A 22,799-nucleotide genomic window follows, 5' to 3' on the forward strand; every position below is an offset into this window, starting at 1 on the left:
GATTAGTATGAAAAAGTTAGTTATGGCAGTGCTCGCTACGACTATTTTAGCTGGCTGTAAAACATCTCCAACGGGACGTACGCAAATTGCACTTTATTCAGACCAGCAAATGAGTCAAATGGGTCAAGCAAGCTTTGCAGAAATGAAAAAAACACAGCCGATTAACTCCGATCCTCGTGTAAATAATTACGTGAAATGTATTGCCAATGATGTCATTGCGGTACTACCTCAAGAATATGCTAACCAGTCATGGGAGGTGGTTGTATTTGAAGAGGACTCTGCAAATGCATTTGCATTACCAGGGGGTTACATAGGTGTGCATACCGGTTTATTAAAAGTCGCAACTAATCAAGATCAATTAGCGACGGTACTTGGCCACGAAGTCGCGCACGTTATCGCTGAGCACTCAAATGAACGTGTATCGCAAAACTCTCTTTTACAAACGGGCCTGCAAGTCGGTGGCGCAGCACTTGATATGGGTAATGTGCAGTATCGAGGTGAAATCATGCAAGCCTTGGGATTAGGAGCGCAATACGGTGTGGTACTACCATTTAGTCGCTCACATGAATCAGAGGCGGATATTGTTGGCTTAGATTTAATGGCAGAAGCGGGCTTTAACCCTGAGCAGTCGGTATCTTTATGGCAAAACATGAGTGCAGCAGGGGGCAGTGGTACACCAGAGTTTATGTCGACTCACCCGTCTCCTGGTAACCGTATTAAAGAGTTGCAAAAGCATATGCCAGATGCGTTAAAAGCCCAACAAACGGCTAGAGCAAAAGGCAAAACTCCTCAGTGTAAACTGTAATCGAAATAATTAAAAAAGCCTGCTGTTAATGATTACAGCAGGCTTTTGTTATTCTGTAATTGCTAGCTAATTAAAACGTCCACTCAACGTGCAGCTGTGGGACTGATTCAGTTGTATTTGTACCTAACTTGTTGTGCCAGTATTGCCACTCAAGGCCCAACAGTAGGGTGTTTTCTTTCATGCTCATTGCATGACCTAAATCCCACGTGATGATTGGCTGTGCTAATATCCACGCTTTAACGTCTTCGCCAAATTCATTTTCACGCTCAGCAATGTATTCAACATGGCCCGTTACGTTGAACTTTTGTGAGCCGATAGTAAATGGGTAGCCCCATGCAACATCAATCATCCAGCTGTTTGTTTCAGTCGGTGCACCACCACGTGCTGCGCCTTCACTGTCATCAATGTAAGCGGTAAACAAAGTAGATAAAAAACTAAACCCAGGTGCTTGCCAGCTAAGTTTTACACCAGGTAAATACTTTAGAACTTTTGAGTCACCTGCAGCGTTAAAACCTGCCGTTAAACCCACATCACTGATTGCGCCATAGGAAAAGTCACTACCTGATATTTTTGATAAACTGAAGGTTGAATACCACTCACCATAAAAATCTTTATCTTGATAGCCGTCTTGTAAGCCATCATCACTGTAGTCGATAAAAAAGAAGTTATCGCCGTAGTCATAGCCTGATGCATGCTGTAGCGATACCACAGTGGTATTTGATTCGGCTAGTGTGAACGGGTTTTTTTGATCGCCGTTATTAATGTGTAATTGTGTAGAGCTCCAGTTAGCGGCATAGCTCGAAGTACTTACTGCACAAAGCGCAGCAAAAGAAAGGATCTTTTTCAAGTTCATATCTCAATTTTGATGGTGTAAAGGGGTTATATACCCAAGCCACCTCAAGATGCAGAATTCAGCGTTTCACAGGCGCTTAATATCAAGGCGTTACTTTGCAAGAATGGCAGTCCCTTTTAAGAAGTAACAACGATGAGAGTGAGTGCCTGTGAAGCGCCCAAAGGGTTGGTTTAAAAGCGATTTATACTGCGTTATTGATTTTAACAATAGAACCACTATTACTTGCAATCAATGCCTTGCCTAAATTGCTTTTAATTCCAACTGAAACTCGCACTTTGAGGTGGTTTGGGTATATACAAGAGGATTATAGCAGATACGCCCATATTTGGGCGTATCGAGAGAAAAATTATTTAACTTATGCTTTATTTCGGCGTAAGCAAATGACTGCTATCGCAGTGAAAGCAAGAATAAAGCAGTAGTAAGATGAGGTAGATACTTGCCATGGGCTAATTTTGAAAGTAGCGCCGAGTAAAAGCGCTTGTGCGCCATACGGTAGCGAACCTTGTGTTACGCAAGCAAAAATATCAAGTAAGCTAGCTGAGCGCTTTCCTGTAATGTCGCCATCATCCGCTAATTTTTTAGCAATCGGGCCTGCTACAATGATTGATACTGTATTATTGGCAATACATAAGTTACTAGTCATAACGAGAGCAGCAATCCCTAATTGATCCGCAACTTTACGGTGCCACTTTGCAATGATTTTAGTGATTGCTTGAATTTTGTTAGCAATGTAATCAAGGCCACCATTAATGCGGATAAACTCAGAAAGACCACCAATAAACATCGATAGCAAGAAAATTTCCTGCATATCTGTGAAGCCTTTATAGATATCTTTAACAAAACTTGCACCTTCATAGCTGCCAGTAAAGCCCCATGAGTGCAGCGAAGATAATACCGCTAAACAGCACCACAAAGACATTAAAGCCCATAACTGCTAGCACTAAGATAAAGGCATAAGGTAACACTAATAAAATGTCGAAGTCTTGCGTCTCTACAGCTTCTGCAGCAGGCGTTAAGAAGAATAATAAACCGATAGTTAATGCCGCAGCGGGTAAGGCGATTTTTAAGTTCTCACGGAATTTATCTTTCATTTCACAGCCTTGCGTGCGGGTTGCAGCAATGGTTGTGTCAGAGATGATTGATAAGTTATCACCAAACATGGCACCCGATACAATCGTACCAGCCATCAGTGATGGATCAATCCCCGTTTTTTGCGCAACTGCATAAGCAATCGGGCCAATGGCACCGATAGTCCCCATTGAAGTACCCATCGCAGTCGATACAACTGCAGCAATTAAAAATAACCCGGGGAGTAATAAAGCAGGTGGAATAAGTGATAAGCCTGCATTAACAACTGCATCGACACCACCCGTTGCACCGGCAACGGCAGAAAACGCACCGGCAAGCAGATAAATCAAACACATAGTGATGATGTTGCTATGGCCAGCACCTTTAATAAATGTTTCAACACTGTGGTTGATGGTATTTTTATTTAAAATAAATGCCAGCATGATGGCAGGTAAAATAGCCACTGGAGCAGGCAATTGATAGAAGGCGTAATCGACACCTTGAGATTGTAAGTATAAGCCAGCGCCTAAAAATAAGCCGACAAACACCAAAAGCGGCAGCAAAGACAGTTTTGCTTTTGTTTTATTAAATGATGGCTGCATCATATTCCTCGTTAGATAACCAATAACACAGCCAAACACTTCTTTTAGCTGTATTTAGTTGCCCGCATTATGAAAAGACAATGCTGTGCAACAGCGCCCGCAAGCCAAAGACCAAATCGGCGCAAAGGAAGAAGTTTAAATGTATAGATGGCTAAATGCAAAGACTATCTGTTATTATTGTTGTTATTTAATAAAATCTAAAATTAGCTCTGTATTTTTTATAAGCTAACCTGACTATTACATGAGTTTTCGATAAAATCCAGCCAGCTAAGAAGAATAGATAAGGTAATTATATGAACCGCATAGGTGTATTTGGCGCAAATGGCCGCATGGGACTTGCACTTTTAGAAGCCGTCTCAAAAAAAGATGACGCAACATTAACCGGCGCGTACGTGCGTAATACTTCGCCACTTATAGATATAGCGGTTAATCAATTAAACAGCGCTGCATCAGTGGATGTATTATTTAGTAAAGAAACAGACGTAAAAGATGCTGATGTATTGATTGATTTCACTTTACCAGCAGGAATGCGCAACCACCTAAAAACAGCGGTCGAAAAAAATATCGCCATGGTCATAGGTACCACGGGACTTAATCAAGATGACATTGACGCCCTAAATGAAGCGGCGAAGCACATTCCGATTGTTTTTGCTCGCAACTATAGCGTAGGTGTGAATTTACTGCTTAACTTAGTGCAGACTGCGGCTGTGAAGTTTGGCGATGACATGGATATCGAAATATTTGAGGCTCATCATCGCCACAAAATCGATGCGCCATCAGGGACTGCATTGGCAATTGGTGAAGCGATTGCCGAGGCAAAAGGCTGGCAGCACGATGAAGTCGCGCGTTTTGATAGAAGCGATGACGAACACGCAAAATCGCAAAATGAAATCGGTTATTCGGTCATGAGGGGTGGAGATATAGTAGGTGAACACACCGCATATTTCGCAACTTCTGGCGAAAGGCTAGAATTGACTCATAAAGCAAGTTCAAGAATGACCTTCGCGTTAGGTGCAGTAAGAGCTGCGGGCTGGTTGAAAAATAAACCAGCTGGACTTTATGACATGCAAGATGTGCTTGACTTGAAGTAGTTTAGTTTCTTTTTTGGCAGTTTCAGTGAATTTTTCGTTAATAACGCTTATTTTCACTATTTTATTAATTAAGGTTAGATCTAAAAGCTAATTTACTGTAGAATAGCGCCAATTTGCCAAAAATTCATAAATGCGTGTTTCCAATCGCTTTAAACGGGCAGTAGAGCAAATGACTTTACTCCCGTTTTTTACTGTTAGGAGGTTAACTTGACTAAATCCGCTCTGTTAGTCCTAGAAGACGGCACAGTGTTTCGCGGTACTGCAATCGGCGCTGACGGCATGTCAGTCGGTGAAGTAGTATTCAATACGTCTATGACTGGTTATCAAGAAATTTTGACTGACCCTTCATACGCGGAACAAATCGTAACTTTGACGTACCCACATATCGGTAATACGGGTACTAACAGCGAAGACGAAGAAGCGGGTCAAATCTGGGCTAAAGGCCTAGTGATCCGTGATTTGCCACTGCTAGCAAGTAATTTCCGTAACGAGCAATCGTTAAGTGATTACTTAAAAGAACGCAATATCTTAGGTATTGCTGACATCGACACTCGTAAATTAACACGTATCTTACGTGATAAAGGCGCTCAAAATGGTTGTATCATTGCAGGCGACGAGTTAGATGAGAATAAAGCGCTTGAAGCTGCGCAAGCCTTCCCAGGCTTAAAAGGCATGGATTTAGCAAAAGTTGTCTCAACCAAGGAAAATTTTGAGTGGCGCGAATCAAGCTGGACGTTAGGTTCAGGCTTTAAAACGCTAGAAGCAGCAGACGAGAAGTTCCACGTTGTTGCTTATGACTTCGGTGTTAAACGTAACATCTTACGTATGTTAGTTGACCGTGGTTGTAAATTAACCGTCGTTCCTGCACAAACATCTGCAGAAGACGTACTGGCATTAAACCCAGACGGTATCTTCTTATCAAATGGCCCAGGCGATCCTGAGCCGTGTACTTACGCGATTGAAGCAATCAAAACTTTCCTAGAAACAGACACGCCAATCTTTGGTATCTGTTTAGGTCACCAATTACTTGCACTTGCCTCAGGTGCACAAACGGTGAAAATGAAGTTTGGTCACCACGGTGGTAACCACCCAGTTAAAGACCTTGACCGCAATGTTGTGATGATCACAGCGCAAAACCACGGTTTCGCAGCTGACGAAGCAACATTACCAGCGAATTTACGTGCAACTCACGTTTCATTATTCGATGGCACGCTACAAGGTATTCACCGCACAGATAAGCCTGCATTTAGCTTCCAAGGTCACCCTGAAGCAAGCCCAGGCCCACATGATGCGGCACCATTATTTGACCACTTCATCGATTTGATGCAAGCACGTTCTAACTAATTTAACCGGAGTAACAATGCCAAAACGTACCGACATAAAAAGCATTCTTATCTTAGGCGCAGGCCCGATCGTAATCGGTCAAGCTTGTGAATTTGACTACTCTGGTGCACAAGCGTGTAAAGCACTACGAGAAGAAGGCTTTCGAGTAATTCTTGTCAACTCGAATCCTGCAACTATCATGACTGACCCTGAAATGGCGGATGCGACGTACATCGAGCCAATTCACTGGGAAGTGGTAGAGAAAATCATTGAAAAAGAAAAGCCTGATGCAGTACTGCCTACTATGGGTGGTCAAACAGCATTGAACTGTGCGCTTGATTTAGATAAGCACGGCGTACTGGCAAAACACGGTGTTGAGTTAATCGGTGCAACTGCTGATGCAATCGATAAAGCTGAAAACCGTGAGCGTTTTGACGTAGCAATGAAAAACATTGGCCTTGAGTGTCCGCGTGCAGAAATCGCTCACTCAATGGAAGAAGCGCATGACGTGCTGAGCCGCATCGGTTTCCCATGTATCATTCGTCCATCATTCACTATGGGTGGTACCGGTGGTGGTGTTGCATACAACCAAGAAGAATTTGATGAAATTTGTGAGCGTGGTTTAGATTTATCACCAACAAATGAACTTTTAATCGATGAATCATTAATCGGTTGGAAAGAGTACGAAATGGAAGTTGTTCGTGACAAAAACGACAATTGTATCATCGTATGTTCTATCGAAAACTTTGACCCTATGGGTGTTCACACGGGTGACTCAATTACGGTTGCACCAGCGCAAACTCTGACTGATAAAGAATACCAAATCATGCGTAATGCATCGATGGCGGTACTTCGTGAAATCGGTGTTGAAACAGGTGGCTCAAACGTACAGTTTGGTGTGAATCCAGTTGATGGCCGAATGGTTATCATCGAGATGAACCCACGTGTATCGCGTTCATCTGCACTTGCATCAAAAGCAACCGGTTTCCCAATTGCGAAAATCGCAGCGAAACTAGCAGTAGGTTACACCCTTGACGAGTTACAAAACGATATCACTGGTGGCAAAACACCAGCGTCTTTCGAGCCATCAATCGACTACGTTGTTACTAAGATCCCACGTTTTAACTTCGAAAAATTCGCAGGTTCAAACGACCGCCTAACAACACAGATGAAGTCTGTGGGTGAAGTGATGGCAATTGGTCGTAACCAACAAGAGTCATTGCATAAAGCATTACGAGGTCTTGAAGTTGGCGCAACGGGCTTTAACCCAATTGTTGCTCTTGATGATCCCAAAGCAAAAGAAAAAATCATCCGTGAATTACGTGAGCCAGGTGCTGAGCGTATTTGGTACGTTGCTGATGCAATGCGTCACGGTATGAGCGTTGAAGACGTTTTCGAACTAACGAAGATTGATCCTTGGTATCTAGTGCAAATCGAAGACATCTTAAAAGACGAAGCAACAATCAGCGAAGTAGGTATGGCTGGTTTAAATGCTGAGTTCTTACGTAAGCTTAAGCGTAAAGGATTTGCTGATGCGCGTATCGCAGAAATTGCCGGTGTTTCTGAAGCAGAAATTCGTAAGAAGCGTCATCAGTTAGATATCGTGCCAGTATACAAGCGCGTTGATACGTGTGCTGCAGAGTTTAGTTCAGATACAGCTTACATGTACTCATCTTACGATGAAGAGTGTGAAGCGAATCCATCTGACAAAGATAAAATCATGGTAATCGGTGGTGGCCCTAACCGTATCGGTCAAGGTATCGAATTCGATTACTGTTGTGTTCACGCAGCATTAGCTTTACGTGAAGACGGCTATGAAACAATTATGGTTAACTGTAACCCTGAAACAGTTTCAACTGACTACGACACATCAGATCGTTTATTCTTCGAGCCAATCACGCTAGAAGATGTATTAGAAATCGTACGTGTTGAAAAAGCCAAAAGGTGTTATCGTCCAGTACGGTGGTCAAACACCACTGAAACTTGCTCGTGAGCTTGAAGCGAATGGCGTGCCAGTTATTGGTACTTCACCAGATGCAATCGACCGTGCAGAAGACCGTGAGCGTTTCCAACAGCTTGTTGAGCGTTTAAACCTTCTTCAACCAGAGAATGCAACGGTTACTTCTTTAGAAGAAGCGATTGTTAAGTCTGCTGAAATTGGCTTCCCACTGGTTGTACGTCCTTCGTACGTACTAGGCGGTCGTGCGATGGAAGTGGTTTACGATGAAGACGATTTACGTCGTTACATGACAGAAGCAGTATCCGCGTCAAATGAAGCGCCAGTACTACTTGATCACTTCTTAGATAACGCAATCGAAGTTGACGTTGACGCTATCTGTGACGGTGAGCAAGTAATTATCGGTGGTATCATGGAGCATATCGAACAAGCCGGTGTTCACTCAGGAGACTCAGCGTGTTCATTACCAGCTCACTCACTAACTGCTGAAGTACAAGACATAATGCGTAAGCAAGTGACTGATATGGCACTAGAGCTTGGCGTAGTCGGTCTGATGAATACGCAGTTTGCTGTGAAAGACGGTAAAGTTTACTTAATCGAAGTAAACCCGCGTGCTGCGCGTACAGTACCGTTCGTTTCAAAAGCGACAGGTATCGCACTTGCTAAAGTAGCGGCACGTTGTATGGCGGGCCAGTCGCTGGCAAGCCAAGGTATTACAAAAGAAGTAATTCCTCCTTACTACAGCGTAAAAGAAGTGGTTCTGCCATTTGCTAAGTTCCAAGGTGTTGACCCAATCCGTGGCCCAGAAATGCGCTCAACGGGTGAGGTAATGGGTGTTGGTGAAACTTTCGCCGAAGCATTCGCTAAAGCACAATTAGGTGCGAGCAACACTTTACCACGCGGTGGTCGCGCGTTACTATCGGTACGCAACAGTGACAAACCACGTATCGTTGAATTAGCTAAAACCATGACAGCTTTAGGTTTTGAGCTAGATGCAACGGGTGGCACTGCAAAAGCGCTAGAAGAAGCGGGTATTGCAGTTCGTCGCGTGAACAAAGTATACGAAGGCCGTCCTCATATTCTTGATAGAATTAAAAATGGTGAATACAGCTACATTGTAAACACTACTGAAGGTCGCCAAGCGATTGAAGATTCGAAGGTGTTACGTCGTGGTGCGTTACAGCACAAAACTAACTACACAACGACACTGAACGCGGCATTTGCTAACTGTACTGCAAACCAAGCAGACGACCGTAGCAAGGTGACGTCAGTTCAGGAACTACATCAGCGAATGAACTAAGGAAATGTGCCAAGGGCGAGGCAATCGCCCTTGGGATTAAGTGAGAATAATATGCAATCAATTCCGATGACGGTTCGTGGTGCAGCATTACTGCGCGAAGAACTTAACGAATTAAAAACAGTTACCCGTCCTAAAATCGTTGCTGATATCGCTGAAGCACGTGAGCACGGTGATTTGAAGGAAAACGCAGAATACCATGCTGCTCGTGAGCAACAAGGTTTTTGCGAAGGCCGTATTCAAGAAATTGAAGCAAAGCTTTCAAATGTACAAATCATCGATGTAACTAAGATGCCAAAAACTGGTAAAGTTATTTTTGGTACGACAGTGACTATCGTTAATGTTGACACTGACGCTGAGGTTAAATACCAAATTGTGGGTGATGATGAAGCAGATATCAAAAACAACTTGATCTCTGTTAATTCGCCAATCGCGCGTGGTTTAATTGGTAAAGAGGTCGATGATGCCGTTACCATTAAAACGCCAAATGGTGAAGTAGAGTACGAAATCATTGAAGTTGAGTATATTTAGTAGCTTAACCAAGCATTGATGAAAACCGCAGTTTTATACTGCGGTTTTTTTATGCCTGTTTACTTCTGGTATATTATTCGGTACGTTGGCTGCTAGGTTCTTTACAAGAAGAGGTAATAGTGGTGAAAATTCAATATCCTAAAGCGCTATCTTTAGGCGATAGCATCGCCATTTGTGCTTTTTCTTCTGGTGTCGATAAGGCATATCATAAAAGATTAGATGTTGTACTCGAAGGGTTAAGTGTGAAGGGTTTTAATGTTGTTGAAGGAGACTGCTTACGTCAACAACACAATAGTGCAAAGGAGCGTGCGGCCGAATTGATGCAGTTTTTAACCGATGACTCGATTGCTGCGATTATGCCGCCTTGGGGAGGGGATCTCACCATGGAGATTTTACCTTTGTTAGATTTTAGCGCTATCAGTAACGCAAAACCTAAGTGGTTAGTCGGTTTTTCCGATATCAGTACGTTTGCTTGCGCACTCACTACGCGATGTGGCTGGGCTACACTGCATGGTGCCAATTTAATGCAGATTCATCCCGATGATAAAGATCCACACCTAGCGGCTTTATTTACCGCCATGGGTCTTGAAGAAACAGCATCATTTAAGCAACTTGCTGCGCCTTTTTATCAGCAAGATCAGATTGATTACGCAACTAAACCTGATGCGAAATTCAACTACACAGCTGAAAGCCAATGGCGTTGTATTAACTATAAAGATAAGCGACAAATAGAAGTATCAGGTCGTTTGATTGGCGGCTGTATTGACACACTAGGCTTATTACTGCCTTCAAATTACTATGCATTGCATGAGTTTAAAAAGCAGTATGCACCGGAGGGATTAATTCTTTATTTAGAAAATGCAGAACTGAGTCCGATGGCGTTAGCACGGTGTTTATTATCTTTAAAACTTAATGATGTGTTTACTGATGTCAATGCCGTTATATTTGGCCGTAGCCCAGCAATTAATAACGACTGTTACTTTGATGAATATCAGGCAATTGAGTTAGCATTTCAAGGTAACTTATTCCCAGTTTTGACCGATGCTGATATTGGCCATGTTGCACCAAACCTTGCGTTGATCAATGGTGCATTCGCCACCATAACCGCAGATCTTTGTGAAGGTATGGCGACGAATGTTCAAATAGACACGGTGTTAAGTTAACTCAAAAGAGTTTAACTAAATAAACAGTACTCATACCAATGAGTAATGTCACAGAAACGCTCAATAAAGTGCCAAGCATGACATACTCAGTGAGCTGTTTTTCTTCGCTCGCTTTTAAATCACCAAAGCGAAAAATTGACTTTGCAGCGAGTAGGAATCCTACTCCTGCGTATTCCCCCATAAGTATAAAGCTTAACATCAGTCCTCGCTCTAAAAGGCCTATACTGTGGCCTGCCGCAGGGATGCTGCCAGATGTAGCAAAGCCTTGTGTTATTTTTTCAAGCATCATGCGAATAAATACTGAGCTTGGATTTAATACGAGTATGTAAGCACAGATAACAAAAAGCGTATCTATAGCAATCAGTTTTTGCCAAATAAGCGCATAAAATTCATCATAATCGGTTAACCACACAGCTAGCATCACCAGCACAATACTATGTGCAAGTTGATCAAGCAGAAAAGGAATGACCCCTTTATTGGAATAGGATTTTGCTAAATCAATGAGGAAGTGACTAAGCATAATTAGCAGTGTTGCGTAGACAACACGTGCAAGCTCACTCCAGCCATAATTAAACTCCCAAAGAGCTAAAATGATAAACGAAACAATGCCGTGCGTTAAAACATGCAAATACAGTTTTGTCGCGCGAAAGTGTCGGCTGTTTCGCTCATTAACCCAGCTCATTGGCTGTAGATAAAAGTCAGCAACTAAGTGCGCTAAAAATAGGGCGATAAGTAATAAGGTAAAGCTCATGCTATCAATCCTTTGAGTATTGTATGGCTGTACTTGATAAAACGTTCGACTAATTGGTACTGAGCAAGGTTTAGTAATTTGGTCACATTTTCTCTGCTTGTATTGAGCTCTTTTGCTAGTTCTGCGTGACTATTATTGCTTGCTGTAAGGTAATTAAATAAAGCATTCGCTTGTTTTTGGCTCATTTTTTCTAGCAATACCTCTATGAAGGCAATATTGAGTAAAAATCCTTCATCGAGATGATTATTTTCCACTTTTATTGTTAATAGCTGATGAGTCATATTATCTAAGCCTTGACCGGATAACGTATACGCACTTCCTGTGGCTGTTTTAATATCGGCGCGAGGATTATCGACTGTGCCAATGGCCATACTTTGACGTAATTCATAGTTAGCTGCTTTCATTTGTAAATATAAGAGTATTGCTACATGACAGACAGATTCAGGTGTTTGTAGCTGTAATTGCAAAGCATCACCACGATAAATACTAAAACTACTTTCAAAGCGTTGAGTAATAAAACGTAAGCTTTGATCGAGTTGGTATAGCATTGCATCGTATTCTTGTTGTGGGATTCTTTGTGATTTAATTAAATCCCCAGTGATCACTGCTATCATAGCGCATCCTCTTACTGTAACTAAAACTAGTTACTTGTCCAGATGTAACCAAATTTGGTTACTGTTGTTCATGTAACCAATTTAGGTTACTTTTGAGTGAATTACAAGTAAGTCGTGCTCCAGTAGCAAGATATAAATTATACAAGGTGTATTATGCAAACAATTGAAAAGCCGAGAATTGCTATTTTTGTCGACGTACAGAATATTTATTACACCTGTAAAGAAAGTTATGGAAAAAACTTCGATTACAACGCCTTTTGGGCAAAGATGCAGGAGCTGTATACAATTGATAGTGCTATTGCCTATGCAATTTATCGTGGCGATGAAAAGCAATCACAATTTCAAAATATTTTGCGAGCAATAGGCTTTGAGGTAAAACTTAAGCCATTTATTCAGCGCCGGGATGGCAGTGCAAAAGGGGATTGGGATGTGGGTATTACTATTGATATGCTTGAAAATGCACGTAAAGTAGACAAAATGGTGTTGCTGTCTGGCGATGGTGACTTTGCATTGTTATTAGGGCATCTAGCACACAACTATCAAATTTCTTGTGATGTGTATGGGGCAGAACACTTGACTGCTGATGTACTAAAAAATGCGGCTGAGAATTTTTACTGTATCGACGACGGATTGTTACTTAATAACCGCAGAGAATAGCAATAAATATTCCTATTTAAATAAATTGTTTAACTAAAGTATTATTTCGGCTAAGCTAATATGAACTAGACTCGTTCATAGTTACAGTAATATGCGCTTGGAATGGCTCTTTTAATTCAAATAAACAATAAGAACAAGACATACCAAGTAATTGCTAGGTCTGTTTCAAATTTCTTTTCTGTTAATAAAGCTTTTTAATTCAACAAATTAGAAATAATTATGAAAGTTATACGAATTTTTATGAAAAATGTAATGACAACGCTGTCATTTATTGTGTAACATTAAATCAACATGGGTTGAGATGATTTCGCATTCTGATAAGAAAAAATAGTGCGATTTATACAAAAACTAAACGAAGGTTAGGGGTCGTTAAATGATGGCGAAGAGTGTGAGTGAGGACCAATTGTTTATTGGTATCGATGGTGGCGGAACAAAGTGCCGAGCAACCATTTACTCTGTAAAACATGGCGTATTAGGGACAGGCTTAGGCGGTCCGGCAAATCCACTACATGGTTTGGAGCGCACACTTGAATCTATAATGGTCTCAACTCAATTAGCGTTGCGTGATGCTGGGTTACCGTTAGAGACGGTACACCAACTCTATGCAGGTTTAGGCCTTGCAGGTGTTAACTTGCCGAGCCTTTACGATAAAATTATGGAGTGGGAGCACCCGTTCAAACAAATGTTTTTAACGACTGACCTACATACGGCTTGTATAGGCGCTCATGAAGGCAGTGACGGTGCAGTCATCATCACAGGCACGGGCTCATGTGGCTTTTCTTGTGTGAATGGGCAAACCAGCAATTTTGGTGGCCATGGTTTTGCATTAGGTGACAAAGGCAGCGGTGCTTGGATGGGACTTGAAGCGATAAAAGCAACGCTGTTGGATTTAGATGGGTTAGGCTCAAAGACCTGTTTAACCAAAGTCATTACTGAACATTTCTCGGCTGATAACGCAATGGCGATTGTTGAGCAAATGTCAGGTCAACCATCTAGTAGTTATGCAAAACTTGCTCGCTATGTGTTTAATGCTGCAAATGAGCAAGATGCGGTGGCACTTGCTATTGTTAAAGACGGTGCAGAGTATGTGAGTAAACTTGCACACCGTTTATTAGAGAACAAACCACCACGTTTGTCTATGATAGGTGGTTTAGCAGAGCCGTTAAATAAATGGCTAGACCCTGATATCGCTAAGCTTGTAGAAAACCCAATTCAACCACCTGAAATGGGAGCGGTATATTTCGCACAACAGTCTGTGTTAGAACAAAGCCAAGAGGTAGCAATTTAATGACGATTTTTCATGCTCAGTCACTATTTACCGGCGAAGAATTTTTAAACGATCGTTATTTTAGTGTAGATAATGGGGTATTCACCTTAACTGAAACAAGTACCGATGCGGTTAAGCTAGATGGGCTCGTGGTGCCTGGTTTTATTGATGTGCAAGTGAATGGTGGTGGTGGTGCATTTTTTAATGCAGAGCAAACCCCACAATGTTTGCACAATATTGCGAAAGCGCATGGTCGATTTGGTTCAACTGCGATAATGCCAACTCTCATTACTGATAAAGTAGAGGTGATGGCACAAGCTGCTGATGCAACGGCAGAGGCAATTGCCCAAGCAGTGCCAGGTGTGTTAGGTATTCATTTTGAAGGCCCACATTTATCTTTACCTAAAAAAGGTACTCATAGTGAACAGTTTATAAGGCCTATTTCAGAACAAGAGTTTGCGATCTATGCACGTCAAGACTTGGGCATAAAAATGGTGACGCTGGCACCTGAAAATGTCAGATCAGAAGATATAACGCGATTAGTTGAATGTGGCGTGAAAGTAAGTATTGGCCACACTAACGCTGATTTTGCAACGACTAATAAAGCATTGGCCGCAGGCGCTGATGGTTTTACACATTTATTTAATGCAATGTCGGCATTTACCTCGCGAGAGCCTGGTGTAGTTGGCTCTGCCCTTTGGGATGATAACAGCTGGTGTGGCTTAATTGTTGATGGTCATCATGTTCACCCATCGTCAGCCAAATTAGCGATTCGTACTAAGCAACGCGGTAAAGTTATGTTAGTAACTGATGCAATGCCTCCTGTGGGCACTGACGATATGGAGTTTGATTTCTTTGACGGTCGAAAAGTTATTCGTACCGGTGACCGTTTAAATTCGACAACAGGCGAACTTGCGGGCAGTGTGCTTGATATGGCAAGTGCTGTACGCAATACCGTTAATACATTGGATGTGAGTTTAGCTGAAAGCTTGAGAATGGCGTCTTTGTATCCTGCACAATATCTTGGTTTGAACAAAAAGGGCCGTCTAGTAAATGGCTTCGATGCTGATTTTGTTGTACTTGATGAGCATCAGTATGTAAAAGCAACTTATATTGCAGGTAACGCAGTTTAGAACTTCCCTGTAAAAACCCCGCCGTTGTATCGCGGGGCTTTTTGCATTAAAGGTAATAAAATGACAACAACACAACCTACAAAAAAACGTTTAGCTTCTCTAGATGCATTACGCGGCATGGATATGTTTTGGATCTTAGGTGGTCAGTCAATATTTGCAGCACTTTTTGTGCTAACAGGCTGGACAGGCTGGAAGCTATTTGAAGCACATACAGTGCACAGTGAATGGCACGGTTTTACTTTTTACGACTTAATATTCCCGCTATTTATTTTCCTATCTGGCGTTGCGATGGGGCTTGCACCAAAACGCATTGAACACTTAAGTTGGGATGAGCGTAAAGTGTATTATCGCAAAGCTATTAAGCGCTTATTACTGCTTTGTTTTTTAGGTATTTTATATAATCACGGCTGGGGTACAGGCATGCCGATGGCGTTTGATGAGATACGCTACGCCAGTGTATTAGCTCGAATAGCCATTGCGTGGTTTTTCTGTGCCATGTTGGTTTGGCATACAAGCTTACGAACCCAAGTCATAACAGCGGTATCTATTTTACTTGGCTACTGGTTACTGCTTAGCTTTGTGCCTGTACCAGGAGGCAGTGCCGGAGACTTATCTGCTGCTGGAAGTTGGAATGCATGGTTCGATAAGTATTTACTACCAGGGATTAGTTATCAAAATCGCGTTGTAGACCCTGAAGGCGTGTTGTCTAATGTGCCAGCGATTGTTAACGCACTTATGGGGGTGTTTGCAGGGCAGCTTATTGCACGAGCACAACAAATTGGTGAATGGAAAATGTCTGGTGTGTTATTTATTTCAGGCATTGTTAGCGTAAGCTTGGGTTGGCTCTGGGATTTACAGTTTCCGGTAAATAAAGAGTTATGGACGAGCTCTTTTGTATTGGTGACCGTAGGGTGGAGCGCCATTTTATTAGCCGTGTTTTATGCTTTGGTTGATATATTACCAGGGCAGCGAGTTGCGTATCCATTTGTTATTATAGGTGCTAATTCGATCATTATCTACCTAGCCTCGAGCTTAGTGAACTGGGGTTATGTAAGCCAAAGTGTTTTTGGTGGTGTTATTCGCGCGGTTCCTGATTTATGGCAGCCATTAATAGCCGTGGTAGCATTACTTGCTGTACAAATGCTTGTGTTGCATTGGATGTACCGTAGAAAAATCTTTGTCAGTGTTTAGTTAACGCTGATTGAAAACGTTATTTTTTATTCACTTTTACTTTACAAAGTCAAATCGAAAAGTGATAATGACAGCGTTGTCATAATGGTTATAACTACTGTACCGTATCCTGGCAGTGGTTTGATCTAAAACTCGATTCGATTGCACGTGGGGTCGGGTTTTAGATCCCATTTTTTTTCAATTTATAATTAGAGCTAATCAATATGCAAATAGTCATTCTTGATGATGCCGCACAAGTGGCAGCCTACGGGGCTAACATCTTTGCTAAACAACTTATAAAAAAACCAGCATCAGTACTTGGCTTGGCAACTGGCTCAACACCTGTTGCGTTATACCAAGAGCTTATCGCAAAAAATAAAGCGGGTGATATTTCATTTAGCCAAGCGACAACATTTAATTTAGATGAATACTTAGGTCTTACAGGTGAGCATCCGCAAAGTTATCGATACTTTATGAATGAGCAATTATTTAATCACGTTGATATTAACAAAGATAACACGCATGTTCCGCCTGGAGATGCAATCAACCCGTTAGTTGCGTGCAATGAATATGAGCAAAAAATTGCAGCATCAGGAGGGGTTGATGTGCAATTACTTGGTATTGGCCGTAACGGTCATATAGGTTTTAACGAGCCGTCTTCAGGTCTTACCTCGCGCACTCGGGTAAAAACACTTACCAAAGCAACCATTGATGATAACGCACGATTCTTTGACGAAGGCGAATATCAACCGCATTTATCAATCACTATGGGGATTGGGACTATCTTAGAAGCCAAAAAAGTAGTGCTATTAGCGACGGGTGAAAGTAAAGCTGATGCGGTACAGGCAATGGTTGAAGGTCCGCTCATGGCAAAGTGCCCAGCCTCTGCATTACAAATGCATAAAGATGCTGTCATTATCATTGATAAAGCAGCTGCAAGTAAATTAGAAGATTTAGCGTTCTACCAGCACATTGAAGCTGAGAACCAAAAACTACAAGCGCACCTAGCGACCTTGTAAAATTGTGAGAGAGAGCAAAAAAGCCCATTTGGGCTTTTTTTATGCCTGTTATAAATTGGGTTTATCATCAGCTTATGGTAGTTTTAGGGGGTAAATAATTTCAAAGGAACGCCATGCTGAATTACTCTCAAATGCCACTGGACCGTGCCTCTAATCATCGAAAAGATCCTAAGTGGCTAAAGGCGAAAATTAATTCTCAGAGTCGCTGGTTACTTGTTAAAAATAATCAGAGTCTATTTGTTAAAGGGTGCCCTGAGGTGTGTTACTTGCGCCTATCTCAGGTTGATCATCTTGATTTATCGAAAGGTATTTTACTTGGCCTTGACGAGCAAGGAATTGCTCATTTTGCGTTAGATGTAAGCAATGTGCCTGATTCACTTATTGACCCTGTTCTTGATGGTACTGAGTTTGTTGATATACGCAAGTTAGGCCCTCAAGTTGAACTAAAGCAAGGCTCGATTGCTGCACTTGCTCGTGGTCTTTGTTTTTGGCATGCAACCCATCGTTTTTGTGGTCGATGTGGCCATGAAAATAATATGGTTGAAGCAGGGCACTCTCGCCTATGTGAGAACCAAACGTGTCAGCATCAAACGTTTCCTCGCACTGATCCTGCCGTCATTATGATAGTGAAAAAAACTTTTTCAGATGGGATTGAGCGCTGTTTACTCGGTCGTCAAGCAAGCTGGCCTGAGGGCGTATTTTCAACATTGGCGGGGTTTGTTGACCCAGGTGAAACACTCGAGCAAGCTGTCGCCCGAGAAGTCATGGAAGAAGCTGGTATTGCTGTCACTGATATTCAGTATATAGCTTCACAACCTTGGCCTTTTCCATCTTCAATCATGTTCGGTTTTATGGCAACAGCAGTGTCAGAAGACATTCAGGTTGATAAAGATGAATTAGATGATGCTAGGTGGTTTAGTCGTGATGATCTTAATCAATTTGGCCAATGGCATGAACAGGGCAGTCACCTAAAATTAACCCGACAAGACTCTATTTCTCGATTCTTGGTTGAGCATTGGCGCAACCTGTAAACTAGATTGGAATAACGATGACAAAGACAAATAAAAATACTCAAATAGTGAGTGCAGGGCGTAAAAAAGCATATACCCAAGGCGTGGTGAATCCGGTCGTACAGCGCGCATCAACCGTGGTTTTCGACTCGGTTTCTGAGTTAAAAGAAGCCGCTAAAAAACGGGGTGATAAAACGCTTTTTTATGGTCGCCGTGGTACCACCACACACTTCGCACTACAAGAAGCCATTGCTGAACTTGAGGGCGGTGAAGGTTGCGCACTTTATCCATCGGGTGCGGCTGCAATAAGCAATGCGTTGTTATCGTTTGTGAAAACGGGCGATCATATTTTGATGGTTGATACGGCTTACGAACCAACTCGTGATTTTTGTGACAAAATATTAGCAGGCCTTGGAATTGAAACAACCTATTACCCACCAGGTATCGGTGCAGGCATTGATGAGTTAATAAAAGAAAATACCCGTGTATTATTTTTAGAATCACCAGGCTCGATTACCATGGAAGTGCAAGATGTACCCGCTATGGTCGCTAAAGCGAATGAGCGTGGTGTCATGACGATGCTAGATAATACTTGGGGTAATGGTCTGCATTTTAGACCGCTTGAGCATGGGGTGGACATTAGTATCCAAGCTGCGACTAAATATATTGTTGGCCATTCCGATGTAATGATGGGAGTGGCGGTTGCTAACAAAAAATACTGGTCAACACTGAGAGAAAACTCATATCTATTAGGCCAATGTACGTCTGCTGATGATGCATATTTAGCATTACGTGGCTTACGCACTATGGCTGTGCGTTTAAAACAGCACGAGCAAGCCGCCATTGAAGTTGCTAAATGGCTTGAAACACACCCATTGGTTGATCATATTCGCCATCCGGCCTTTGCGAGCTGTCCCGGCCATGAGTTCTTTAAACGTGACTTTGACGGGAGTAATGGCTTATTTTCGTTTGTAATGAAGCAAGGAAATCAACAAGCGATAGATGCGTTTTTAGATAGTTTGCAGCATTTTAAAATGGGCTTTTCTTGGGGCGGATACGAAAGTTTAGTTACTGCAAATTTAACGATGAAAGGGCTCCGCTCTGAAACAGGTTGGACGCAAGGCCCAGTGATCCGCTTGCATATAGGCTTGGAAGATGTAACAGATTTGCTAGCCGATCTAGATCAAGCTCTTGGTGTTTACGAGAACCATTTGTAGTTCAAAAGTTTATACTTTGTTACATAAGAGCCGCAATGCGGCTCTTTTTTTTCTGGTAATTCAAGCTGTTTCACCTTAGTGTAATTCCAATAATAATATTCATTAAGGATTGTGAGTGACGCAGTTACACCCTAAACGTCTTGCGCAAATTGCTCAATTTGAACTTGTACGACTATTTTTGACCAAACGTGGTTTGCTAGCGGTTGCTGCATTCGCCATTTGTTGGTTACTTATTTTACGCTATCCCATAGCTGAATCTGTGAATTTGATTAGCTCCCCTGAGTTTGCTGACTTTGCTAGGCAGGCGTTTGGTGCTATCGGTATCAGCCGGTTGCTAGATTGGCCTGAATCAGAGCTAGCGATGTACTGGCTAATCGCTTTATATAGCTTCCCTTGCTTTTGCTTGTTTTTATGTAGTGACCAAACTGTTGGAGACCGACAGCGTGGTACGCTACGCTTTTTGTCACTACGGGCAACCCGTTCAGAGATTATAATTGGCCGCTTTTTAGGGCAATTATTAATCTTAGCAGCATTGTTATTTGTTACTCTGATGGCAACGCTTGCTATGTTGACGTATCGTGAGCCAAGTTTATTTCTTTCTGGTTTTTCAAGAAGCCTGACACTCTTAGTGTTTCTGCTAATTACTGTAATGCCGTTTATTGCTTTAATGAGTTTTCTAAATACGTTTGCGCGCTCATCTCGTCTTGCATTTGTGTTAGCTATTTTATTTTTTGCTGGCGGCAATATTATTATTGGTTTGCTTACTTGGCAGCTGCCTTTACTTGACGTTCTATATTATTTATTTCCTGGCTACCAAATCGATGTAGTCGCGGGACAAAGAGCAGGCATGATGTTAGGGGTCGGTTTACCTGTTTTACAAACAGTTGTGCTGCTTGCGGTGGGTGAACGAATTTTTGCAAGGAGCTCACTATGACAGTATTAATTCAGGCACAAGGTTTATCAAAAAACTATGGAGCTAAGCGAGCGCTTGATAATGTCAGCTTTGAAATAAATAAAGGAGCGCCAGTTGCACTTGTTGGCCCTAATGGTGCTGGTAAAACAACCTTATTTAGTTTGTTATGCGGTTATATTTTACCAAGTTCGGGGCAGTTATCAGTGTTGGGCCACGCCCCAGGTAGTGCGGCTTTATTTGGTAAGCTTACGGCATTACCACAAGATGCACAGCTTGATCCGCGTTTTAGTATTGCGCATCAATTAAATTTTTATGGTCAACTGCAAGGTTTAAGTGGCACGGTTCGTAAAAAAGAAACAGCACGTGTTCTGGAACTTGTGGGTTTATCTGAAGTGGCTAAACAGCGCCCAGACGATCTTTCTCACGGGATGCGTAAGCGAGTCACAATTGCGCAAGCACTTATAGGTGAACCTGAAATTGTAATGCTTGATGAGGCGACTGCAGGTCTGGACCCTATCCACGCGCGTGAGGTTCGTGAGCTTGTGAGCTCTTTAAGCAATGAAGCCACATTTATTTTAAGCTCCCATGATCTAACCGAACTTGAGCGTTTATGTTCGCAAGTATTACACCTAGATAAAGGGGTATTGAGTGAGCATCAAGCGCGTTCTAGCACACAAGATAATAAGCATTATATAACACTACAATTGAATCAACGTTATGATGATGTAGAAGCTAAGCTTGCAAGCCTTGCCCAGGTGCATCATGTTTATATGAGCCAGGCAAAAGAATATGTCATTGAATTTGAGCAGACTGTCGAACCATTTGATATCAATCTATTACAGTTTTGTTATCAACAAGGTTGGCAGTATCGTCAACTAGTGAATGGTCACACACTCGAAAACCAAATTTTTCATAAGGAGAGTTAGTTATGGGTTTACTAAGTGGATTAATGGGTAATGCTAGCGAAGTTGATAATGATGATCTAGAAGAATTACTTGCTAACACGCTTATCGCGGGTGAAACAGTGCAAAAGGCCTATAAGGTTATCCGTGATATGTTTATCTTCACCAATAAAAGATTGATTATTATTGATAAACAAGGTGTTACGGGGTCTAAAGTGGAAATGCTAAGTATTGCTTACTCAAAAATTACTAAATTTAGTAAAGAAAGCGCGGGGCATTTTGATTTAGATGCAGAGCTGAAAATCTGGGTAGGGTCAGATCCTACTCCGATCAGCAAAGACTTCAAAGCAGGTGATAACATTAATGAGGTTTATAGAATAATTAGTGAGTTTTCATTATAACACATTGAAAATAAAGTGATTTATAATATAGTTGGTGTTGAATTGAAAATTCGGGCCAACTTTTTCTTTACATTTGCCGACAATTTATTACAATTAGTTGATTAAAAACAAGGAGTTAGTTAAGTTCCCGTTCAGTTTTCTCGCGTTAGCATGTGCCCAACTTAGCCATTTGGCTAGTTTTGTAGCAATTAAAACAATGTTTATAGGGAAATCTGTTTATGAAAAAGTTAGCAGTTATTATTTCGAGTATGCTTCTTTCAACTGCCGCGACTGCTGCGGACAGTTATCAATCAATCAGCCACTTAGGGTATACGGACACCGATGGCAATGACACAGTAAGTGTTGATTCAATTTATTACTTTGCACCAAAGAACACTATGGGTCCTTACGACCAGTTTGAGTACATCAACAAAACGACTAACGTTTATGGTGCTTATTCAGACGATGATTTTGGTGATGTATTAGGCTTAGGTGGTGAGTACTTTGTAGAAGATTTTGTATTCGGCGCTGGCTACAACAACTATGACTCAGATTTTGGTTCAAGCACAGATGTATTTAACGTTTCTGCTGGTTACTTCTTCAATCCAAACTTATTATTAAAAGCGACTTTCGTTGACGTTGAAGACGGTGACAACTCAGTGATGTTTGATCTTAAGTATAACCACCAGTTAAACAGCACTGATTACATTGGTTTTACTTTAACTGCTGATGACGAGTTTGATTACCGCGCAGTAAATGCTAAATACTTCGTAGATCTGCAACAAGGTAACTACCTTACAGTTGAAGGTACAATCTCTGATACAGATGATAACGGTAGCTCATGGGAGTTAGGTTCTAACTACTATTTCTCTAAAGCAACGTCAGTATTTGTAACGTTTAACAAAGAAGATGATTACAGCTTTGGTGCTCAACACTTCTTCAATAAAAACGTTGGCTTAAAAGCGGGTTACGGTAACAACTGGGATGACTCAGATTACGATGCATACTTTGCTAACGTAAGCTTACAGTTCTAATCATTAATTTGATTGTAAAAAAGCCCGCATCATGCGGGCTTT

19 protein-coding genes and 2 pseudogenes are annotated in these 22,799 nt (G+C 41.8%); 17 read left to right on the top strand and 4 right to left on the bottom strand.

The genetic code is table 11. The features are described from left to right. The first annotated feature begins 7 nt into the window (after nt 1–7). Nucleotides 8–805, top strand: a complete 798-nt coding sequence (locus L0Z67_RS06840; protein WP_062570751.1) for a M48 family metallopeptidase — start codon at nt 8–10, stop codon at nt 803–805. A gap of 70 nt (nt 806–875) precedes the next feature. Here the strand turns inward: L0Z67_RS06840 and L0Z67_RS06845 are convergent, their stop codons facing one another. Further along, nucleotides 876–1,658 carry a nucleoside-binding protein gene (locus L0Z67_RS06845; RefSeq protein ID WP_193988665.1) on the bottom strand — a complete coding sequence of 261 codons (783 nt, stop codon included), beginning with the start codon at nt 1,656–1,658 and terminating at the stop codon, nt 876–878. Between the two features lie 355 nt (nt 1,659–2,013). Then, a pseudogene (locus L0Z67_RS06850) lies at nt 2,014–3,328 on the bottom strand (Na+/H+ antiporter NhaC family protein). 293 nt (nt 3,329–3,621) lie between these two features. On the opposite strand from L0Z67_RS06850, the gene dapB reads away from it, so the two are divergent. The 5 genes and pseudogenes from dapB to L0Z67_RS06875 all read left to right on the top strand — a co-directional run bounded on the left by dapB (nt 3,622) and on the right by L0Z67_RS06875 (nt 10,690). Beyond that, nucleotides 3,622–4,419, top strand: coding sequence for a 4-hydroxy-tetrahydrodipicolinate reductase (gene dapB / locus L0Z67_RS06855; protein WP_193988666.1), 798 nt, complete (start codon nt 3,622–3,624; stop codon nt 4,417–4,419). A gap of 207 nt (nt 4,420–4,626) precedes the next feature. Next, the gene (gene carA, locus L0Z67_RS06860) at nt 4,627–5,763 is read left to right on the top strand and encodes a glutamine-hydrolyzing carbamoyl-phosphate synthase small subunit (protein ID WP_055020805.1); all 1,137 of its coding nucleotides are present in this window, start codon (nt 4,627–4,629) and stop codon (nt 5,761–5,763) included. Nucleotides 5,764–5,779: 16 nt separating this feature from the next. Beyond that, nucleotides 5,780–8,999 (top strand): annotated as a pseudogene (gene carB / locus L0Z67_RS06865) (carbamoyl-phosphate synthase large subunit). Nucleotides 9,000–9,050: 51 nt separating this feature from the next. Then, a complete protein-coding gene (gene greA, locus L0Z67_RS06870; protein ID WP_062570756.1) occupies nt 9,051–9,527 on the top strand; it encodes a transcription elongation factor GreA in 477 nt (158 codons plus the stop codon). A 119-nt stretch (nt 9,528–9,646) separates the two neighbouring features. Further along, a complete protein-coding gene (locus L0Z67_RS06875) occupies nt 9,647–10,690 on the top strand; it encodes a S66 peptidase family protein (protein ID WP_405128617.1) in 1,044 nt (347 codons plus the stop codon). A gap of 1 nt (nt 10,691) precedes the next feature. On the opposite strand, the gene L0Z67_RS06880 is transcribed toward L0Z67_RS06875, so the two are convergent. Then, nucleotides 10,692–11,441: a DUF3307 domain-containing protein gene (locus L0Z67_RS06880; protein ID WP_062570758.1), complete on the bottom strand. Its 750-nt coding sequence runs from the start codon at nt 11,439–11,441 to the stop codon at nt 10,692–10,694. Beyond that, nucleotides 11,438–12,055, bottom strand: a complete 618-nt coding sequence (locus L0Z67_RS06885; RefSeq protein ID WP_405128618.1) for a hypothetical protein — start codon at nt 12,053–12,055, stop codon at nt 11,438–11,440. The genes L0Z67_RS06880 and L0Z67_RS06885 overlap by 4 nt, the downstream gene beginning before the upstream one ends. 153 nt (nt 12,056–12,208) lie before the next feature. Here L0Z67_RS06885 and L0Z67_RS06890 point away from each other — a divergent pair, with 153 nt between their 5' ends. From L0Z67_RS06890 to L0Z67_RS06940, 11 genes are all read left to right on the top strand, one after another. Beyond that, nucleotides 12,209–12,712, top strand: a complete 504-nt coding sequence (locus tag L0Z67_RS06890; protein WP_193988668.1) for an NYN domain-containing protein — start codon at nt 12,209–12,211, stop codon at nt 12,710–12,712. Nucleotides 12,713–13,085: 373 nt separating this feature from the next. Further along, nucleotides 13,086–14,000, top strand: coding sequence for an N-acetylglucosamine kinase (gene nagK, locus L0Z67_RS06895; RefSeq protein WP_062570761.1), 915 nt, complete (start codon nt 13,086–13,088; stop codon nt 13,998–14,000). After that, complete coding sequence (nagA, locus tag L0Z67_RS06900; RefSeq protein ID WP_193988670.1) at nt 14,000–15,112, top strand: N-acetylglucosamine-6-phosphate deacetylase; 1,113 nt, start codon at nt 14,000–14,002, stop codon at nt 15,110–15,112. The genes nagK and nagA overlap by 1 nt, the downstream gene beginning before the upstream one ends. A gap of 60 nt (nt 15,113–15,172) precedes the next feature. Continuing rightward, nucleotides 15,173–16,303 (top strand): transmembrane glucosamine N-acetyltransferase NagX, encoded by a 1,131-nt coding sequence (nagX, locus tag L0Z67_RS06905; protein WP_405128619.1) that lies wholly within the window; start codon nt 15,173–15,175, stop codon nt 16,301–16,303. A gap of 203 nt (nt 16,304–16,506) precedes the next feature. After that, nucleotides 16,507–17,301, top strand: a complete 795-nt coding sequence (gene nagB, locus L0Z67_RS06910; protein WP_062570764.1) for a glucosamine-6-phosphate deaminase — start codon at nt 16,507–16,509, stop codon at nt 17,299–17,301. 113 nt (nt 17,302–17,414) lie between these two features. After that, nucleotides 17,415–18,332: an NAD(+) diphosphatase gene (nudC, locus tag L0Z67_RS06915; RefSeq protein ID WP_062570765.1), complete on the top strand. Its 918-nt coding sequence runs from the start codon at nt 17,415–17,417 to the stop codon at nt 18,330–18,332. 17 nt (nt 18,333–18,349) lie between these two features. Next, nucleotides 18,350–19,528, top strand: coding sequence for a cystathionine beta-lyase (locus L0Z67_RS06920; RefSeq protein ID WP_193988671.1), 1,179 nt, complete (start codon nt 18,350–18,352; stop codon nt 19,526–19,528). 115 nt (nt 19,529–19,643) lie between these two features. Then, a complete protein-coding gene (locus L0Z67_RS06925; RefSeq protein WP_062570767.1) occupies nt 19,644–20,462 on the top strand; it encodes an ABC transporter permease in 819 nt (272 codons plus the stop codon). Next, a complete protein-coding gene (locus L0Z67_RS06930) occupies nt 20,459–21,367 on the top strand; it encodes an ABC transporter ATP-binding protein (RefSeq protein ID WP_062570768.1) in 909 nt (302 codons plus the stop codon). The genes L0Z67_RS06925 and L0Z67_RS06930 overlap by 4 nt, the downstream gene beginning before the upstream one ends. Nucleotides 21,368–21,369: 2 nt before the next feature. Next, on the top strand, nt 21,370–21,744 hold the full coding sequence (locus L0Z67_RS06935; protein WP_062570769.1) for a PH domain-containing protein: 375 nt from the start codon (nt 21,370–21,372) through the stop codon (nt 21,742–21,744). A gap of 218 nt (nt 21,745–21,962) precedes the next feature. Next, nucleotides 21,963–22,757: a putative porin gene (locus L0Z67_RS06940; protein ID WP_062570770.1), complete on the top strand. Its 795-nt coding sequence runs from the start codon at nt 21,963–21,965 to the stop codon at nt 22,755–22,757. The last annotated feature ends 42 nt before the right edge of the window (nt 22,758–22,799 follow it).

It is taken from the genome of Pseudoalteromonas sp. PB2-1 (genome assembly GCF_045040605.1).
GTDB lineage: Bacteria > Pseudomonadota > Gammaproteobacteria > Enterobacterales > Alteromonadaceae > Pseudoalteromonas > Pseudoalteromonas arabiensis.

What these genes read in the sequence shown, in the direction of transcription:
- dapB (WP_193988666.1), top strand. Translation starts at nt 3,622, where the DNA reads ATGAACCGCATAGGTGTATTTGGCGCAAATGGCCGCATGGGACTTGCA.
- nagX (WP_405128619.1), top strand. Translation starts at nt 15,173, where the DNA reads ATGACAACAACACAACCTACAAAAAAACGTTTAGCTTCTCTAGATGCA.
- nagA (WP_193988670.1), top strand. Translation starts at nt 14,000, where the DNA reads ATGACGATTTTTCATGCTCAGTCACTATTTACCGGCGAAGAATTTTTA.
- greA (WP_062570756.1), top strand. Translation starts at nt 9,051, where the DNA reads ATGCAATCAATTCCGATGACGGTTCGTGGTGCAGCATTACTGCGCGAA.
- L0Z67_RS06840 (WP_062570751.1), top strand. Translation starts at nt 8, where the DNA reads ATGAAAAAGTTAGTTATGGCAGTGCTCGCTACGACTATTTTAGCTGGC.
- L0Z67_RS06845 (WP_193988665.1), bottom strand. Translation starts at nt 1,658, where the DNA reads ATGAACTTGAAAAAGATCCTTTCTTTTGCTGCGCTTTGTGCAGTAAGT.
- L0Z67_RS06890 (WP_193988668.1), top strand. Translation starts at nt 12,209, where the DNA reads ATGCAAACAATTGAAAAGCCGAGAATTGCTATTTTTGTCGACGTACAG.
- L0Z67_RS06885 (WP_405128618.1), bottom strand. Translation starts at nt 12,055, where the DNA reads ATGATAGCAGTGATCACTGGGGATTTAATTAAATCACAAAGAATCCCA.
- L0Z67_RS06880 (WP_062570758.1), bottom strand. Translation starts at nt 11,441, where the DNA reads ATGAGCTTTACCTTATTACTTATCGCCCTATTTTTAGCGCACTTAGTT.
- L0Z67_RS06930 (WP_062570768.1), top strand. Translation starts at nt 20,459, where the DNA reads ATGACAGTATTAATTCAGGCACAAGGTTTATCAAAAAACTATGGAGCT.
- L0Z67_RS06935 (WP_062570769.1), top strand. Translation starts at nt 21,370, where the DNA reads ATGGGTTTACTAAGTGGATTAATGGGTAATGCTAGCGAAGTTGATAAT.
- nagB (WP_062570764.1), top strand. Translation starts at nt 16,507, where the DNA reads ATGCAAATAGTCATTCTTGATGATGCCGCACAAGTGGCAGCCTACGGG.
- nudC (WP_062570765.1), top strand. Translation starts at nt 17,415, where the DNA reads ATGCTGAATTACTCTCAAATGCCACTGGACCGTGCCTCTAATCATCGA.
- L0Z67_RS06920 (WP_193988671.1), top strand. Translation starts at nt 18,350, where the DNA reads ATGACAAAGACAAATAAAAATACTCAAATAGTGAGTGCAGGGCGTAAA.
- nagK (WP_062570761.1), top strand. Translation starts at nt 13,086, where the DNA reads ATGATGGCGAAGAGTGTGAGTGAGGACCAATTGTTTATTGGTATCGAT.
- L0Z67_RS06940 (WP_062570770.1), top strand. Translation starts at nt 21,963, where the DNA reads ATGAAAAAGTTAGCAGTTATTATTTCGAGTATGCTTCTTTCAACTGCC.